Source organism: Streptomyces sp. NPDC048248 (genome assembly GCF_043201875.1).
Classification (GTDB): domain Bacteria; phylum Actinomycetota; class Actinomycetes; order Streptomycetales; family Streptomycetaceae; genus Streptomyces.
This window is the reverse complement of sequence record NZ_JBICZL010000010.1, coordinates 213,973-230,805: the sequence shown is the minus strand read 5'-3', so window position 1 is coordinate 230,805 and position 16,833 is coordinate 213,973. Positions and strand designations below refer to the sequence as shown.

The 16,833-nt window shown below is 72.2% G+C and carries 18 protein-coding genes and 1 riboswitch; of the genes, 9 read left to right on the top strand and 9 right to left on the bottom strand.

Annotation, left to right across the window (positions count from 1 at the left end; all coding sequences use genetic code 11):
• Positions 1-72 precede the first annotated feature (72 nt).
• Positions 73-864, bottom strand: a complete 792-nt coding sequence (modA, locus tag ACGFZW_RS23105; RefSeq protein WP_393895077.1) for a molybdate ABC transporter substrate-binding protein — start codon at positions 862-864, stop codon at positions 73-75.
• A 104-nt stretch (positions 865-968) separates the two neighbouring features.
• Entirely contained in the window at positions 969-1,361 is a 393-nt protein-coding gene (locus tag ACGFZW_RS23100; protein ID WP_393895076.1) for a molybdopterin-binding protein, read from the bottom strand.
• A gap of 912 nt (positions 1,362-2,273) precedes the next feature.
• Between ACGFZW_RS23100 and ACGFZW_RS23095 the strand changes: the two genes are divergently transcribed.
• The 5 genes from ACGFZW_RS23095 to ACGFZW_RS23075 are packed head-to-tail and all read left to right on the top strand — an operon-like array spanning position 2,274 to position 6,107.
• On the top strand, positions 2,274-2,453 hold the full coding sequence (locus tag ACGFZW_RS23095; protein ID WP_393895075.1) for a hypothetical protein: 180 nt from the start codon (positions 2,274-2,276) through the stop codon (positions 2,451-2,453).
• A gap of 10 nt (positions 2,454-2,463) precedes the next feature.
• Entirely contained in the window at positions 2,464-3,165 is a 702-nt protein-coding gene (locus ACGFZW_RS23090; protein ID WP_393895074.1) for a hypothetical protein, read from the top strand.
• The gene (locus ACGFZW_RS23085) at positions 3,162-4,118 is read left to right on the top strand and encodes a DUF6895 family protein (RefSeq protein WP_393895073.1); all 957 of its coding nucleotides are present in this window, start codon (positions 3,162-3,164) and stop codon (positions 4,116-4,118) included. Before ACGFZW_RS23090 ends, ACGFZW_RS23085 begins: the two co-directional genes overlap by 4 nt.
• A gap of 19 nt (positions 4,119-4,137) precedes the next feature.
• Entirely contained in the window at positions 4,138-5,061 is a 924-nt protein-coding gene (locus ACGFZW_RS23080) for a DUF6895 family protein (protein WP_393895072.1), read from the top strand.
• A complete protein-coding gene (locus tag ACGFZW_RS23075) occupies positions 5,058-6,107 on the top strand; it encodes a serine hydrolase domain-containing protein (RefSeq protein WP_393895071.1) in 1,050 nt (349 codons plus the stop codon). Before ACGFZW_RS23080 ends, ACGFZW_RS23075 begins: the two co-directional genes overlap by 4 nt.
• A gap of 53 nt (positions 6,108-6,160) precedes the next feature.
• Here the strand turns inward: ACGFZW_RS23075 and ACGFZW_RS23070 are convergent, their stop codons facing one another.
• From ACGFZW_RS23070 to ACGFZW_RS23055, 4 genes are all read right to left on the bottom strand, one after another.
• The gene (locus tag ACGFZW_RS23070) at positions 6,161-7,231 is read right to left on the bottom strand and encodes an enoyl-CoA hydratase/isomerase family protein (RefSeq protein WP_393895070.1); all 1,071 of its coding nucleotides are present in this window, start codon (positions 7,229-7,231) and stop codon (positions 6,161-6,163) included.
• Between the two features lie 103 nt (positions 7,232-7,334).
• A complete protein-coding gene (locus tag ACGFZW_RS23065; RefSeq protein WP_393895069.1) occupies positions 7,335-8,762 on the bottom strand; it encodes a condensation domain-containing protein in 1,428 nt (475 codons plus the stop codon).
• A gap of 115 nt (positions 8,763-8,877) precedes the next feature.
• Positions 8,878-9,657, bottom strand: a complete 780-nt coding sequence (locus ACGFZW_RS23060) for an SDR family NAD(P)-dependent oxidoreductase (protein WP_393895068.1) — start codon at positions 9,655-9,657, stop codon at positions 8,878-8,880.
• A gap of 69 nt (positions 9,658-9,726) precedes the next feature.
• Complete coding sequence (locus ACGFZW_RS23055; protein WP_393895067.1) at positions 9,727-11,553, bottom strand: alkyl/aryl-sulfatase; 1,827 nt, start codon at positions 11,551-11,553, stop codon at positions 9,727-9,729.
• Between the two features lie 466 nt (positions 11,554-12,019).
• Between ACGFZW_RS23055 and ACGFZW_RS23050 the strand changes: the two genes are divergently transcribed.
• Positions 12,020-12,328, top strand: a complete 309-nt coding sequence (locus ACGFZW_RS23050; protein ID WP_393895066.1) for a hypothetical protein — start codon at positions 12,020-12,022, stop codon at positions 12,326-12,328.
• A 100-nt stretch (positions 12,329-12,428) separates the two neighbouring features.
• On the opposite strand, the gene ACGFZW_RS23045 is transcribed toward ACGFZW_RS23050, so the two are convergent.
• Both ACGFZW_RS23045 and ACGFZW_RS23040 read right to left on the bottom strand, forming a co-directional pair.
• Positions 12,429-12,869, bottom strand: coding sequence for an SPW repeat protein (locus tag ACGFZW_RS23045; RefSeq protein WP_393895065.1), 441 nt, complete (start codon positions 12,867-12,869; stop codon positions 12,429-12,431).
• 144 nt (positions 12,870-13,013) lie between these two features.
• Positions 13,014-13,586, bottom strand: a complete 573-nt coding sequence (locus tag ACGFZW_RS23040; protein ID WP_393895064.1) for a histidine phosphatase family protein — start codon at positions 13,584-13,586, stop codon at positions 13,014-13,016.
• Between the two features lie 118 nt (positions 13,587-13,704).
• A riboswitch (cobalamin riboswitch) is annotated at positions 13,705-13,854 on the top strand.
• Positions 13,855-13,893: 39 nt separating this feature from the next.
• On the opposite strand from ACGFZW_RS23040, the gene ACGFZW_RS23035 reads away from it, so the two are divergent.
• Both ACGFZW_RS23035 and ACGFZW_RS23030 read left to right on the top strand, forming a co-directional pair.
• Positions 13,894-14,112: a CbtB-domain containing protein gene (locus ACGFZW_RS23035; RefSeq protein ID WP_393895063.1), complete on the top strand. Its 219-nt coding sequence runs from the start codon at positions 13,894-13,896 to the stop codon at positions 14,110-14,112.
• 14 nt (positions 14,113-14,126) lie between these two features.
• Complete coding sequence (locus tag ACGFZW_RS23030) at positions 14,127-14,891, top strand: CbtA family protein (protein WP_393895062.1); 765 nt, start codon at positions 14,127-14,129, stop codon at positions 14,889-14,891.
• Between the two features lie 95 nt (positions 14,892-14,986).
• Here the strand turns inward: ACGFZW_RS23030 and ribA are convergent, their stop codons facing one another.
• Positions 14,987-15,724, bottom strand: coding sequence for a GTP cyclohydrolase II (ribA, locus tag ACGFZW_RS23025; RefSeq protein WP_393895061.1), 738 nt, complete (start codon positions 15,722-15,724; stop codon positions 14,987-14,989).
• Between the two features lie 194 nt (positions 15,725-15,918).
• Between ribA and ACGFZW_RS23020 the strand changes: the two genes are divergently transcribed.
• Entirely contained in the window at positions 15,919-16,683 is a 765-nt protein-coding gene (locus ACGFZW_RS23020; RefSeq protein WP_393895060.1) for a creatininase family protein, read from the top strand.
• Positions 16,684-16,833 lie beyond the last annotated feature (150 nt).

Here is a 16,833-nt window from a genome sequence, read left to right as displayed (position 1 = left end):
CTCATGGTTGCGCGCCGCCGCACGGCGCTGTCCGCTCCCCCGAGCCGGACAGCGCCTGCGCGCGAGCTGCGGTTACGGCTTCTGGAAGCCCGCCTGACGGAGGATCTTCTGCGCCTCCGGCGTGCTGAGCCACTTCACGAACGCGGCCGCCGCGGCCGCGTGCTCGGACGTCTTCAACGTCGCGGCCGGGTAGGAGGCGACGGCGTTCTGCGCGTCGGGGATGTCGACGGCGTCGACCTTGTCGGTGGCGGTGGCGGCGTCCGTCCTGTAGACGATGCCGGCGTCCGCCTCGCCGAGTTCCACCTTGCTGAGGACCGCGCGGACGTTGGGCTCCTGGGAGACCGGGCGGACGCTGAGCTTCTGGGCGTCCAGTACCTGCTTGCTGTAGCGGCCGACCGGGACCTCCGGCGCGGCGAGGACGACCTTCAGCTTGCTGCCGGTGAGGTCCTCCAGCCGGTCGATCTTCTTGGGGTTGCCCTCACCGGTCGCGATGACCAGTCGGTTCTTGGCGATGACGGTGGGCCGGCCGGCGTCGGCCTTCAGTCCGTCCATGGTCTTGGTGTCGGCCGTGACCAGGGCGTCGGCAGGGGCGCCCTGCTTGACCTGGGCGGCGATTTCCTGCGACCCGGCGAAGGAGAACGTCACCTTCGTGCCCGGGTGCTCCTTCTCGTAGGCGGCGCCGGCGGTCTTGAACACATCGGTCAGCGAGGAGGCGGCGAGCACGGTGAGCTCGGTCCTGGGGGTGTCGGACTTCCCCTCGCCGCTGTCCTTCTTGCTGTCGTTGCCGCAGGCGGCGAGCGGGACGAGCAGGGCGGCGGTCACCATCGCGGCGACGGCGCGGGGGCGCGGAACTACGGGGGACATGGCGTGACTCCTTGGTACGCGGGCGTGCGATCTCGCCCGAGCGGAGGGAAAGCCGCGCCGGGGACGGCGACGCCGCTGCGGAGGGATGGTGGTGCGGTGGGGGGTCAGGTGCGGTCGATGTGCACGCTGGTGGACTTCACGCGGGCGGTGGCCTGCACGCCCACTTCCAGCCCCAGCTCCTCGACCGCTTCCCGGGTCAGCAGGGAGACGAGCCGGTGCGGACCGGCCTGGATCTCGACCTGCGCGGCCACGTCGCCGAGTGTGACGGCGGTGACGATCCCGGGGAAGGCGTTGCGCGCGGAGGTATAGGAGGCGTCTTCCTCGCCGCCGTCCTGGGCGATCTCGGTGGAGAAGGCGGCCAGGTCGCGGCCGTCGATCAGTCGGCGACCGCCCTCGTCGCGGTGGGTCGCGACCTTGCCGGCGTCCGCCCAGCGGCGGGCCGTGTCGGGGCTGACGCCCAGCAGACGCGCCGCCTGACCAATCGTGTATGACTGCATGTGCGACAAGATATGCGTGGTCGGCTGGCATGTGCAATGTATAAGGCGAGTCTCCATAGCATGCGCCAGCCCGGTTGGAGGAACGTCCGAAGCGGAGTGGAGGCGCTCGCCGGAGCGGCGCGGTGACCTCGCGCCCGGTTGCGGTAGCCCTGGCCCGGTCCGGCGATCCGTGGCTCGGGCGCGCTCCGGCCCAGCCGGGCGACCTCTGCCCCGGCACGGGCGCGCGGGCGATCGGAGTGGACCGTCACCGACTCACCGGCGCCAGGCGCGCCGGCCGATGTCGAGGTCCGGCGGCGAACCGACCACCGCGACCACCACGAGTGCGGTCATCGGCCTGTGGCTCGGCCCGGCCCTCCGCCTCCGCGCCCCTCAAGTCGACCGGGGTCCGCCCCGCCGCCCCCTGCCGCCACGCTGCGTGCGGCCTCCCTCGGCCCTTCACCCACCCCCCGGCGGCTCTCATCGCGCGCCACAGCTGGGCAAGTCATCCCTCGTGCGGTCGAGTTCGCGGCAGGCGGTGTCGCGCATGCCGCGACGGATCGCCTGGACACCGCCAGGGCCCGGCTGTTCGGGGGAAGGAGGGGTCGACAGCGACCTCGCCCACCCGAACGGGCGACTCGGGTGACACTCGCCCGCACAGGAGTACGGGGCCATCCGGGGGACTTTTCCAGGTGTCCGTCCGCGGCGGGGGCCGGTCCCGAGAGCAGTTCGATGTGCGTCTCGGACGCCCTCAACACCCGCACTTCAGGTGGAAGTTGAGGAGATAACACCTGGCCGTCACGAGCGGTTCCGGGAGGAGAGGATCCCTCGCCCAGCCCCGATGACGCGAACAAGACCGCTGAGACGGTTTCTTCCGTTTGCGCCCGATTTGGGCTGATGTAACGCTGGAACTCCGCAACAGAAGGAGATGATCGTATGGTGACGGACCGCACGGTGGAGACGACCGCTCTCGCCGCAGAGGTCGAAGGCATGCTGGACTCCGCCGAACCCCACGGTGTCTTCCGCGACACGCGGGAGTGCGGCGGCGGGCTGCTCCTCGCGGCCCTGCTCCTGATCTCACCCCCCACCCCCCGCCCCAAGACCGACGCCCGCTAAGGGGCAGGCGTTGGCTGAACAGACGCAGGGAGCAGTCCCGCTGAGCGCTGTGATCGCTGATGCCGCACATGGAGTCGCCCTCGCCCTCCGAGGTGAGGGCGACCCCTATGCGCTGTCCCGAGTTCTGCGCCAGGGCGATGCCTTGGCGCTGGCCGCGATCCGGGTGCTCGGCGCCGACGCGCTCGCCCCGTACGCGCTGGACCACCGGGCGGTACGCGGCGGCGAGGACGACACCACGGTGGTGCGGGAGGCGCTGGCGGCCTACCCGCCGGGAACCGATGCCTCCGAGGTGTCGGTGTGGAGTTACCGGGGCCTGATCGAGGCCTCGCACGCCTTTTTGCCCAGCGGCGCGGACCACTGGCCACAGGCACCACAAGCCGGTGCGGCATGGGTGACCAACGATCCCTGGCCAAAGCTTTCTCACCGAGTGTCACAACTGGCCGCGCTGGCGCTCCCCGGACTCGCGCCCACGCTCGCCGACGGCCTGGCGGCGCGCTCCGACGACCTGGCCCGCGGCTTCGTCCGGGCGGTGCGCCGCAGGGACTGGCTGCAAGCGGCCGGACTGGGACGCTGGCTGGCCCGGCTGCCCGAGTCACCACCGTCGCTGGGGCTCGACGCCGGGCTGGCGTTCATCCGTCAGATGAGCGGTGGCGACGCCCGCGTGACGCTGCATGTCGCGGCCGCCCAGCGCTTCTACGGACGGGGCTGGTGACCGGGGGCCGGGGTGCCCCGGCACTGCTCGACCGCATGGTCGGTGACAGTCTGGGGTGGCTGGAGCGGGCACACGCCCACTTCCGCCTGCCCCCGAACGTCACGACGGACGCCGATCCCAACCTGACCCTGAAGCCCCTGGGCGAACTGGCGGAGCTGACCCAGCTGATCCGGACGTCGCACCCCCGCTCCGCCGTCCGGAAGCAGGCGGACGGGCTGTTCGCCTTCGCCTGGGAGGAGACGCGCGAGGGCGAGCTGTTCGCCGAGCTGATCCGCGGTGAGCCACGGGCGACCTATCCGGTGGAGCTGTACGGGGTCTTCGCGCAGGCCGGGCTGCGCAGCGCCGCCGTGGAGGAGCTGCTGCCGGCGACGACCCGGCTGCGCAGCTGGCGGGTCGCGCGCGAGGACCACACCCGTACGCTCGGCGTGCTCAACGCGGAGCGCCGGATCGGCCTGTGTCCGCACGCCGCGTTCGACGCCGTGCTGGAGCTGACCGGGCTCGGCTCGATGCCCGAGCCGTGGACGCTGGATCGCAAGGCGGCGTACGGCGTGACGCACGACGTCTTCCATCTCACCGACTGGGGGCGCGCCCGGGGCCGGCTCTCCGAAGAGCTCGCGGAGTATCTGCGGCTGTGGTTGCCCGCCTGGCTGGACACCTGGCTGGAAGAGCAACTGTGGGATTTGGTAGGCGAGTTGCTGGCCGTGACGGCTTGTCTGCCCTCGGCTCCGTACGACCCGGTGGCCTGGCGGCGACTCGCCGACGCCCAGGCGGCCGACGGCAGCGTGCCCGAGATGGGGGACCCGCCTCCCGACGCGAGTGACAGCGCCGAGGCGTTCACGGCCTGCTACCACTCGACCTTGGTGACCGCCTTCGCCGGCACCCTCGCCCGCATCGCCTCGGACGAGGCAACGGCGGACGGCGGTGCCGTTGCGGCGGTGGCCGCGACCCCTTGAGAAAGCGAAGGCAGCCCCCGTGACCGTGACCGCCGCTCCCCCCGCGTTGCTGCACGCCGTCGGCGACCGGGCTCTGGCCTGGCTGGACGACCACCGCGACCACTTCCGGCTGACCCCCGAGGACCGCGCCACCGGGAGCGCGGTGATCGAACGGCTCAAGCCGATCGGGGAGTTGGCGCTCAACATGCATGTGCTCTTCCGGGAGGGCGTGGCCGGCTCCCGGCAGCACGCCCGCGCCGGAGCGCTGCTGGACTTCACCTGGCGGGAGCTGCTGGACGGCGGCAACGTGCTGGCGGCCCTCCAGTACGAAGAGCCCCTCTCGCCGGTGCCGTTGGAGGTCTATGCGACCTTTCACGAGCTGGGCCGCCGCCACCCCGGCCTGGAGGAGGCGCTGGAGGTCGCGCGGCGGACCACCACCTGGTCGGCGCTGGAGATGGCGCCCAACCGCAGGCTCGGTGTGCTCAACGCCGAACGCAAGCTCGGCCTGACGCCGAGCAGCGACTTCGGCGAGGGCGTGGCACGCACCTGGCTCGGCCGGATGCCCGAGCCCTGGACGGTCCAGCTGCACATCGCCTACGACGTGACGCACACCGTCTTCCACCTCACCAACTGGGGCGAGGCGCCGGACCGCATCCCGCCGGACATCGCCTCCTATCTCGCGCTGTACCTGCCCGCCTGGATGGAGGACTGGGCCGACCTCGAACACTGGGACCTGCTGGGCGAACTCCTCGTCGTCGACGCCTGCCTGCCCCGGCCCACGCTCGACGCGGACCTGTGGGAGCGGTACGCGGCCGCGCAGTCCGGGTCCGGGGCGATGCCCATTCACCGGGTGATGCCGGAGGGCGACGCGGCGGAGGTCTTCGACCTCGTGCACCACCCCACCCTGGTGGCCGCGTTCGCCTCCGCCATGGCCACCTCCCGGGCGCTGTCCGCCGTCCGATGAGCGCACCGCGACCCGCCGCCCTCGCGGACCGCCTCACCGACCGCCTCACGGACGCGCTGGCACAGATCGACGCCCCGGACGTCGTACTGGCCGTCACCCGGCACGGCCGGCGGACGGTCGTCAGCGGAGGCACCGCCCTCGCGCCGCCGATGCCGCGCGAGGCGCTGCGCTACGAACTCGGCTCGCTCTCCAAGACGTACACGGTCCTGCTGCTCGCCTCGCTCGCCCGGTCCGGTGTCCTGTCCCTCGACGACGCGGTCACCGACCACCTGCCGGACCTGCCGCCGGTCTCCGCCGACCTGCGCCGGATCACCCTGCGGCAGCTGGCGACGCACACCTCGGGGCTGCCGCGCATCCCCCGGGATCTGGTGTCCGGTGCCCTGCTGCACCCCTACCGCAACGGCTACGCAGGCTACGACACCGAGCGCCTGGTCCGGACGTTCGCCCGTACCACGCTCACCCACCGTCCCGGCACCCGCTGGCACTACTCCAACTTCGGGCTGGCGCTGCTCGGTCCGGCGATGAGCGCGGCCGCGGGCGCCGACTACCCGACGCTGCTCGGCGACCGGGTGCTGCGCCCGCTCGGGCTGAGCGGTACCACGCTGGGACCCGGCACCACCGGGACCGACGCCATCGGCCACCGGACGAACGGCCGGACGCCCGTCGCGGGCGCCGACATGGCCGGCTTCGTCGCGGCCGGCGCCGTCCGCGCCGTCCCGGGCGATCTGCTCACCTACCTCGAAGCGCATCTCTTCGCCGAGGACACGCCGCTGCGTCAGCCGCTGCGCGATGTGCAGGTGCCGGTGCTGCGGCGCGGCTGGCGGCATCGGCACACCCACACCCTGGCCTGGTATCAGCACCCGGCCGCCGGCGGGCCGATGCTCTTCCACGTCGGGGCGACCTTCGGCCAGCAGGCGTTCCTCGGCTTCCACCCCGCCTCCGGCACCGGCCTCGCCGCCACCGCCACCCGCCGCGGACGCACCTGCCACATGGTGCACACGGCCTACGAGTTGCTGTACGCGCTCGCCGGCGACTCCACGGTCTGAGGCCGGGCCCGGCAGGCCGGAGCGTCCTTGCCGGGCCGCGGCAGCGGGCGGTGTCAGGCCGGCTGCGTCCGGGTGTCCGAGCCGCCGGCCAGGCCGAGTTCCCCGTCCCCCAGCGACCGGAAGTGGCGCTCCACCTCCGCAGTCGCCACCTCGCTCAGCCGGGACGGCGACCAGCGCGGATCGCGGTCCTTGTCGACGATCTGCGCACGGACGCCCTCGACCAGGTCGGGTCCGGTCAGCGCGGTGCACGAGACGCGGAACTCCTGATCGAGCACCTGCTCCAGGGAGTCGAGCGCACGAGCCCTGCGCAGCGCAGCGAGGGTGATCTTCAACGCCGTGGGCGACCTGCTCAGGAGGGTCTGCGCGGCCTGCTTGGCGGCCTGGTCGCCGCTGCGCTCCAACCGGTCGACGATCTCCTCGGCCGAATCGGCCGCGTAGCAGGCGTCGACCCACGTACGGTGCCCGGCCAGTTCGCCGCCGGGCGCCACGCCGGTGTGCAGTCGCAGCGCTTCCGTCACGTCCATACGGGCCAGCGCGGCGGTGAACTCCGGCAGCCGCTCGGCGGGCAGGAAGTGGTCGGCGAGCCCGCACAGCAAGGCGTCGCCCGCGCCCATCTCGCCGCCGGTGAGCGCGAGGTGGGTGCCCAGTTCACCGGGGGCGCGGGCCAGCAGATAGGTCCCGCCGACGTCGGGCACGAATCCGATGCCGGTCTCCGGCATGGCGACGCGGGAGCGCTCGGTGACGACCCGTACGGAACCGTGGGCCGAGACGCCGACCCCGCCGCCCATGACGATGCCGTCCATCAGGGCGACGTACGGTTTGGGGTAGCGGGCGATCCGGGCGTTGAGGTGGTACTCGTCGCGCCAGAAGGCCTTCGAGGCGGCCCCGCCGCCGGAGCGGACGTCATCGTGGACGCTGCGGATGTCGCCGCCGGCGCAGAGGCCCCGCTCACCTGCCCCGCGGATCACCACGGTCGCCACGGCTGGGTCCCGCTCCCATGCGGTCAGGGCCTCGTCGATCCGGCGCACCATGGCGTGATTGAGGGCGTTGAGGGCGCGCGGCCGGTTGAGGGTGAGATATCCGGCCCGGCCTTCGGTGTGCAGGAGTACGGAGTCGTCGCTCATCGGCCCGCTCCGGGCGACGCGGGTGCGGCAGTGGCACACATGGTTCGTCGGTTCCTTCCCGATCTGACGCGCCCGCGGCGGACGCGGGCGATCTTCTCACCCTCTACTCCACCAGACGCCCGGCGTGACCTTCGCGCCGCGGTGCCCGTGCGAGAAGCGCGTCCCCGGTGGGGAGCGGTGCGTGCGGGTCGGTGTCCGCGATCCGGCCGAGGAGGTCGAGGAACCGGTCCTGGTGGGCGGCGAGCTCGCGCTCGCCGTAGAGGGCGGGGTTTGCGTCGTGGTCGATGCGCAGGCCGGCGCCGTCGCCCCGGTCGTGGACGCGGACGGTGAGGTCGTCGACCGGACCCGCGGCGAGATTGTGCGCATCGGAGTGGGCTCCGGCGAAGTCCGGTCCGTTGACGAAGGGCAGGACATTGACCAGCGGGCCGGCCGGCGCCCCGGCCGTGCCGGGCATGCCGAGGTCGCGGCGGAGGTCCTCGTAGGGGTAGCGCTGATGGCGGCGGGCGGCGCGGACGCCGAGGACGACCTGCCGGGTGAGATCGGCGAAGGTCGCCCGCGGTCCCAGGGTGAGGCGCAGCGGCAGCACGTGGGAGACGGTGCCGGGGACCCTTAGCGCCGCGGGGCTCATCCGGCCGCGCATCGGTAGGCCGAGCACGACGTCGGTGGTGCGGGTGGCACGGGCGTGGTAGCACGCCTGGGCGGCGATGAGGACCTCGGGCCAGGTGGCGCGGACTGCGCCGGCGAGTGCCTCGATCCGGCCGGTGACATCGGTGCCGATCCATACGGTGCGGCGCAGGAAGGTCCGCGTGGGCAGAGCGCGGCGCCCGGCGAGGGTGGGGGTTTCGGGGCAGCCGGCCAGGACGCGGTTCCAGTGGGCGCGGTCCGCGGCGTACGCCTCGGAGGTGCGGTAGGCGGCGTCCTCTGCGACCAGACCGGCCAGCCTGCCGAAGGGACTGGCCCCGGCCTCCTTCCCCGCCGCGAGAGCGCTGTAGATCTCGGCCGCCCGGCGGGTGACCAGCGCGTGGCCGAAGGTGTCCAAGGCGAGGCCGTGCACCCGCTGGTACCAGAGCCAGCGGCGCTCACCGACCTGGAAGAGGGCATGCCGGAAGAGGGGCCCGGTGCCGAGGTCGAAGGCGTCGCGGAGGTCGTCGCGCATCCAGGTGCCGGCGACCGCGTCGGGGTCGCCCTGGTCGAGGAGGGACGCGATCTGGAGCGGGAAGCCGTGTCCGGGCGCTTCGATCGCCAGCGCCAACTGTCGTGGCCCGTACGGGGTTTCCTCGACTCGTACGCGCAGGGCGTCGGTTTCACCGACGGTTCGGTGGAGGGCTTCGGCGAAGACCACCGGGTCCAGCGGGCCGTGGATCTCGATGCATTCGGCGCTGTTCAGCGCGGGGCTGCCGGGGTCGAGGGCCGCTCTGCGCCACAGCCCGGCCTGGGCGGTGGTGAGCGGCAGTCCGGCTGCGGCGGCGCGGTGCCCGCGCACCGCGTCCGGCGGGTGCGTCGGGGAGGGGGCGGTGACGGGCAGCGCCATGACAGGGCCTTTCGCTGATGCGGGGCGGGTGTCGGGACGGAAGGGTGCGGCGCGTGCGGTGGGCCCGGCCGACGCGGCGGAGGTGCCGGGCGAGGATGCGGGCACGCGGCGGTGTTCAGACGCGCAGGGCCAGGGCTCCGTCGGCGTGCAGATCGTGCATGGTGATGTGGCGGGCGCGGTCGGAGACGAGGAAGGCGACGGCCTCGGCGAGGTCGTGGGGGTCGGCGGAAGGTCGGGGCGGCGCGGCCGGCCCCTGAGTGGTCCAGGCCGCGCCGCGGGCCCGGCCACGTTTGCCCGCCGATCCCGGGCGGTGCCGGGTTCCGGTGGCCCGAGGAGCGCCGGGCGAGACGACGTTGCAGCGCACGCCACTGGACGTCAGCTCGCTGCCGAGGCACTTGGTGAAGAGTGCGGCCGCGGCTTTGGAGGCGGCGTACTCGGCCAGACCGGCCCGGGGCACGCCGACGGGGTGGGCGCCCACCGTGATGATGCTGCCGGCCCGACGGGCGGTCATCCGGCGAGCCACCGCCCTGGAGAGGTGGAAGACACCGGTGGTGTTGACCGCGTAGAGGGCGTCCCAGTCCTGGTCGGTGAGTTCGGCGACGTCCGCTGCGCGCAGTACGCCGGCGGCGTTGACGAGGATGTCCAAGGGCCCGACAGTGCGCTCGGCCTCGTCCACCAGGCTTTCCACTGCGGCGCGGTCGGTGATGTCCACGGCGCGGGCGATCACGCGCGCGGCGCCGTACGCGGATTGCAGAGCGGCGATGCCATCCGCCTCGCGGTCGACGGCGATCACCCGCGCGCCGCGATCGGCCAGCAGTCTCGCCACGGCCTCCCCCGCAGTGCCGCCGGCCCCCGTGACCAGCGCCGTCCGCCCGGAGAGTTCCCCTTCCCGCATGACTCACCCCTCGACTCAATAGTTAGGTAAGCCTAACCTAACAGCTAGCAGCGGCCCGCGGGAGCCCGTTCAGGGGGTGACGATGGAGAAATTGGGGTCCGGGTCCACGAGCAGACCCATGAGCCGCTGCAGCGCTCCCGCATCCCCCTCCTGCTCCACCCCGCCCGCCTCCCGGCCGGCGAGCAGACCGAGCAGTTGGACCTTGGTGAGCCGCAGCGTCAGATCCGGCCGCCGCTCCGGGGACGGACTCGGCGGTCCCGGCGAACCGAGGTGCGTCAGCGCGCCGTTGGACAACGTCAGACGCCAGGTGCGGTCCTGGTCGGTTACGTACAGGTCGAAGGAGAGGGTGAACTCCGCGGCCGCGGGGCCGTCGATCCGAATGGCGAGGGAATCCAGCAGCCGGTCGACACTCAGCGCCACGGCAACCTCAGGACCGGTGGCGTCCGGGGGCACCTCGGCGAGAGTGCCCCGCAGTTCCATCGCTCCGGTGAGATAGAAGTTGCGCCAGGTGCCGTTCTCACAGCCATGGCCCAGTCGCTCGTAGACGGCCGCCAGCTCCAGGCAGGCCCGTGTATGGCCGGGGTCGGCGAAGACCACGTGGTTGAGGAGGGTCGCCGCGAACCGCAGATCGCCCTCGGCGGCGTACCGCTTGCCCGCCTCGTAGGCGGCCTCGACACCGCCCAGGACCTGCACGTAGCGCCTGGCCTGCTCGACCGGCGGATGCTCCCAGAGATGGGCGGGGTTTCCGTCGAACCAGCCCAGGTATCGCTGGTAGATCGCCTTGACGTTGTGACTCACCGAGCCGTAGTAGCCGCGGTTGGCCCACACCCTCTCCAGCGCCGGCGGCAGCCGCAGCTCCTCCGCGATCTCCGCTCCGGTCAGCCCCTGGTTGAGCAGCCGCAGCGTCTGGTCGTGCAGATACGCGTAGAGGTCACGCTGGTGCGTCAGCAGACTGCCGATCCGCTCCTTGCCCCAGGTCGGCCAGTGGTGGGACGCGAAGGCGATCTCCGCGTCGTCGCCGAACAGCGCGAGGGCCTCGTTGAGATGGTGTGCCCAGTTCCGGCAGTCACGGACGGCCCCACCGTGCAGCGGGAGAATGTTGTGCAGAGTGTGGGTGACGTTCTCCGCCAGGCACAACGCCTGGTGGGCCGGGAGGTAGAAGTTCATCTCCGCGGGTGCTTCTGTGTCCGCGGTCAGCTGGAAGACGATGTGCACCCCGTCGACGATCTCCTCCTGTCCGGTGCTGGTGATGTCCACGGTCGGCGGGATGAGGGTGCGGGTGCCGGTGGAGGCCGCGGTGCCGAGACCGCAGCCGATCTGGCCGGCCGGCCCCTTGGGCAGCTCCGCGCCGTACATGTAGACGGCACGCCTGGTCATGGCCGTCCCCGCGTAGACCTTCTCGCTGACCGCGTGCTCCAGGAAGCCGGCGGGAGCCAGGACCGGAACCCGGTCCTGGCCGTGCGGCAGCACCCCTCGCCCGCCGCCGAAGTGGTCCTCGTGGGAGTGCGAGTAGATCAGCGCGGTGACCGGCCGGTCACCTCGGTGCTTGCGGTAGAGCTCAAGACCCGCGGCCGCGGTCTCGGCCGAGCGCAGCGGGTCGATGACGATGACACCGTGCTCGCCCTCGACCAGCGTCATGTTGGACAGGTCCAGCCCCCGGAGCTGGTAGATGCCCTCCGTCACCTCGTAAAGGCCCTGCCGACCGACCAGCCGGCCCTGGCGCCACAGACTCGCGTCCGCCGTATCAGGGCAGTTGCCCCCCAGGAACCCGTACGCCCCGGCGTCCCAGACCACCCGCCCGTCCGCCGCGAGGACATGGGGCGGGTCGAGCGGGGCGATGAATCCGCGGTCGGCATCGGCGAAGTCCGCGTGGTCATCGACGGGCACAGCACTCACGTGGCACTACCTCTCCGGGTGGCAGGGCGGTGGTCCGGCGGGTCGCCGGCGCCTCCGCCACGGGGATCAGCCATCGCCACCCAGGAGGGCGTCGCCGGATGACCCTTGAACATGATTTAACCCACTGTGCCCGGTTCGCGCACACGCGTGCGCACGCACGCCGACGCCCCACCCGCCCCATCCCTGACATGGACCACAGAGCCGACCCGCGCAGCGCCCTACCGCGTCGCCCCGAGGGACCCCGGCTCGGTCCACGTGGCGTCACCGGTCGGGTCAACAGAGTTACGGGCAGGGCTCCACAGGGCACAACAACGCCTGTGACGTGGTGGACCCACGCACGCCACGGCCGCGTTGGCTCGGGGCACACTCCCCCATCCCCGCTCACTGCCCCCGTCCGCCCGCAGCGGCGCTCCTTCTTCACGCCGTGACCGCGCACCGACCGCACCCGCAACAGGAGGGACGCCGCGTGCCCCCCGAGCAGGAACGCCAACTCGCCGACGCCGCCGAGCGGTTCCGGCACGCCCGCACCCCGCACCCGGGCACCGCCCCGGTCGCCGGCCGACGACCCGTGTACCGGCGCGACGCATACCGGCGTGGAGCCGCCCGGCCGGCACTGCTCGCCGCGGCCGGTCTTCTCGCCCTCGGCGTCGCCTTCGGTGACGGCCTGCTCATCGCGGGCGGGCTGATGCTGGCCGGTTTCTTCGGCCGCCCCTTCGCGCCGTACCCCGACTGCGCGGGCGAAGGGCCCGGCAGGGACGCACCGCCGGCGGGTTGACCGCCTTCCGGCGGCGGACGGATACACACCGGCCCGCCGGCCGTCCGTTGGGCGGCAGGCGGGCCGACGGGTTGTCACCGGCCCCTCACGGGAGCGGGCTTCAGGTCACGCGGCGGCTTCTCGACGCCACGGCGACGCACATCGCCCCCAGCAGGAACGTGAGGCCACCGATGACGACGTTGTTCCAGATGACGCCGGCATCCGGGTCGGTGCCGACGATCCACGGCGCCACGATCATCCATGCGCCGATCGCGCACATCGCACCGCTCAGGCCGTACATACGGTCCGGCGTCACGGTGAACCCGAGCGCCAGCAGGGCGATCGCGATGCCGACGATGAGGTTGTGCGTCACGAGCGCGGACTGCGAGGCCGTGTAGTGGACGATCCATGGCGAAGCCGCGCAGTACAGGCCGACGAGGAACACCGGTCCGTCCACGAGTACCACGTCACGCCCGCCGAGAACCCGGTCGTATCGGGCTTGCATCTCAGTAGCGTCGGGGTGACCCGCGAGGTCGCCCCTGGTGTGTGAGACGTCGGCCATGCGACTCGCCTCCTTGGTTCACAAGCCTTGGCCGTACCGCGAGGCATCTGCCACGCACTCTTTATTCTGCACTTATGTCCCCTTTATGGGTAGATGTTCAGCCATTCAATTTTCTCGCGACGGCCCGGCGCACCGAGAGTCGCCCTACGGGCGCCCCGGCGTCCACCCCAGCGCCAGATTCCAGCGTCCATCCCGACCGCTCAACTCCGTCGCGGTCAGCGGCGGCACATCCATCCGCCAGAAGGCGTCCGGCGGCACCCGTAGGGCACACACCGCCGCAGCTCGCACCACGTCCGGCTCCACCACCGCCAGTACGCGCCCGGAGACGCCGGCCACGCCGTCCAGCCACCTCCCGACCCGGTCGCACAGCTCCCGCAGGGACTCGCCACCGTGCCCCGCGAAGCCGGGGTCGGACAGCCAGTCGGACACGGCCGTGGGATCCGCCTCGGCCACCTCCGCCAACGTCCGGCCGCGCCAGTCACCCATCCCACAGCCGGCCAGCTCCGTCACGGTCTCGGCGGAGATCCCCAGCTCACCGGCCGTCCGGCGGCAGCGTACGGACGGGGACACCAGGGTCCGGTCGGCAGCCGGGAGGTCACCCGCGACCGCACGGACCCGGCGCAGCCCGGCGTCGCTCAGCGGCGCGTCGTCGTCGAACCGCACCTCGCGCTGCGCATCCCCGGCGGCCGGTGAGATCAAGGTCACCCGAGTTGTCATGAACTCCTCTTTCGCTGTACCCCGGCGACAACAGAGCGCCCGGTACCGCGAGTTGCCCGTCCCGCGCGCCCCGCACTGCCCCACTCCGCCCCCCGCTCGGCCTTGGCCCGCCCGTGGGTTCGCGGTACCTTCCCGAGGATGTTGACGATGACATGACGGAAGCCGGTGGGATCCCGGCGCGGTCGCGCCACTGTATGTCCGGTTTCGACTCGGCCCCCGCGGGGCCGGGACCGGGCGAGCCAGACCCGCCATGTCGTTACGCACTCCACCACACGGGACGCGAGTTCCCCTACCAGGAGGTTCCGCCATGGCTCAGACCATCGCACCGCCGACGTCCGGCGCCGTCACCCCGGCCACGCTCCCCCTCAAGGCGATCGCCCCGTGGGCGCTGTTCTTCGGCGTCCTGATGCTCGTCCTGCTCTACTTCATCGGCGCGGAGCAGGGCGCCACCTCACTGCTGTCCGGTACGGATGTCCACGAGTGGGTCCACGACGGTCGCCACCTGCTCGGCTTCCCCTGCCACTGATCGGACCCGAGGAAATGAACTCCGTCACCATCAGAAATCTCCTGGTGCGCGGCATGCTCGCGGGTCTGGCAGCCGGTGTCCTCGCCCTCGTCGTCGCCTACTTCCTGGGCGAACCGCGGGTGGACGCCGCCATCGCTTTCGAGGAAGCGCAGGCGCACAGCCACGGCCACGGCCACGAGGCCGAGGTGGAGGTCGTCAGCCGCGGTGTGCAGTCCACGGCGGGGCTGGCGACCGGCGTACTGGTCTACGGCGTGGCCCTGGGCGGGATCGCCGCGCTGGCGTTCTGCTTCGCGCTGGGCCGGATCGGCCGCTTCGGTGCCCGGGCCACCGCAGTCCTGCTGTCCGGCGCCGCCTTGCTGGCCGTCCACCTCGTACCGTTCCTGAAGTACCCGGCCAATCCGCCGGCGGTCGGCGACCCCGACACCATCGGCAAGCGCACGGCCCTGTACTTCCTGATGATGCTGCTGGGCATCCTGCTCGCCGTCGCCGCGACGATCCTCGGGCGGCGGCTCGCCCCGAAACTGGGCAACTGGTACGCCACGGTGGCAGGCGGCGCGGCCTTCGTCGTGGCCGTCGGCATCGCGTATGCCTTCCTGCCGTCCATGAACGAGGTGCCGCACGGTTTCTCGGGCACGCTGCTCTGGCAGTTCCGGCTGTCGGCGATCGCCATCCAACTGGTGCTGTGGACCGCCTTCGGGCTGATCTTCGGCCACCTCGCGGAGCGCGTCGTCCCGACGAAGGAGTCGGCTGCCGCGCGGAGTGTGCCGGTCACACCCTGACGCCGGCACCGCACTACAGGGAAGGGGCCCGCGAACGCCGTCGCGGGCCCCTTCCCTGTGCTCGGCGGACAACCTCCCGGCAGATCACCGGAGTCTCAGGACGGGCCGGGAAGGTGGTCGAGATGCGGCAGGTCGTGGTCGAGCCGCTCGCGTTTGGTCCGCAGATAGCGGAGGTTCTCGGCGCCGGGCGGCGTCAGCAGCGGGACCTGCGCCTCGACCGTGACACCGTGCCGCACCAACGCCTCGCGCTTGCGCGGATTGTTCGACAGCAGGCGCACGGACCGGACGCCGAGATCGTGCAGCATGGCGGCGCCTGATCCGTAGTCGCGGGCATCGACGGGCAGGCCCAGGGCGATATTCGCCTCGACGGTGTCGAGACCGTCCTCCTGCAGCCCCATCGCCCGCAGTTTGGCGACCAGCCCGATTCCGCGCCCCTCATGGCCGCGCAGATAGACCAGAACGCCCCGCCCTTCGGCCACGATCGCCCGGAGGGCCGCGGACAGCTGTTCGCCGCATTCGCAGTGCGTGGACGCGAAGGCGTCGCCCGTCAGGCATTCCGAGTGCAGTCGGGCGAGCACCGTCCTGCCGGCCACGTCGCCGTGCACCAGCGCCACGTGCTCCACGCCGCCCCGGCGGTCCAGATAGCCGACGGCCAGGAACTCGCCGTACGCCGTCGGCATGCGCACCTCGGCGACCCGCTGCACGGCCGTGGGGCGCACGGCATCCGAGAGGCGGTTGACCGCTGCTCTTCGTTCGTCTTCCGAGAATTGCCGTACGACACCGTACTGGCGAGCGGCATCGTCGAACGCGACATCGGCACCGGGCTCCGTCATCCCGCGATCGTAGGTGCGCGGGAGAACGGGTGGCGGCAATCACTCACAAGATGACAAGGCCCGCCAACTGCTCGTCGATGAGGCGCGTTGCACAAGAGCGGTGCGCGCCCGCCCCCGCCCGGCGCGCCGCTCGCGGCCTATGCTGCGACTGCTGCGCCGACACGAGGACCGAGCGACGAAAGGCCCGCCCCACCATGACCGCTTCGGGACAACGGACTTCGCCCCCCGGCCTCCTGCCGACGGACACCGCGGAGGAGGTACGGCAGCGGCAGCCGAAGATGGCGGTGCTCCCCATCGGAAGCTTCGAACAGCACGGCGCGCACCTGCCGTTGACGACGGACACCGTCATCGCCTGCACCATCGCCGCGGAGGTCGCCGCCACCCATCCGGTCCTCCTGCTGCCACCGCTGACGATCTCCTGTTCCCAGGAACACGCCGCGTGGCCCGGCACGGTCAGCATCTCAGCGGCCACCCTGCACACCGTCGTGACGGACATCGCCGCCTCGCTTCGCCGTTCCGGGATCGGAGCCCTCGTTCTCGTCAACGGCCACGGCGGGAACTACGTGTTGCGCAATGTGGTGCAGGAGTCCGCGGGCACCGGCACCCGCATGGCGCTCTTCCCGGGGCCGGCCGACTGGGACGCGGCGCGCCGCCGGGCCGGAGTGGTGACCACCTCGCACAGCGATATGCACGCGGGAGAGGCGGAGACCTCCCTCCTGCTGCACGCCCGTCCCGAGCTGGTCGGGCCCGGATACGCCGCTGCCGATCACGTCGCCGACGACCGGAAGCATCTGCTCACCCTCGGCCTGACGCCGTACACCGCATCCGGGGTGATCGGCCGGCCGTCGCTGGCCTCGGCCGCGAAGGGGCAGGAACTGCTGGCCGGTCTGGTCGACGCGTTCGGCGAGTACGCCGCGCTGCTGGCCCCGGCAGAGGTCCCCCGAGGGGCGAAACGGTGACGGCTGCGCACGATGCGGATCCTGACCACCGGCGGCACTTCGCCGACCGACATCCCGAGAGCGAGAAGGGGCGCGCCGTGACCGACTCGGCGACGGAACTCGACGCGGTGGAGGCGTGGGACCGGCTTCGCCGCGTCCGGTCCCGGCGGG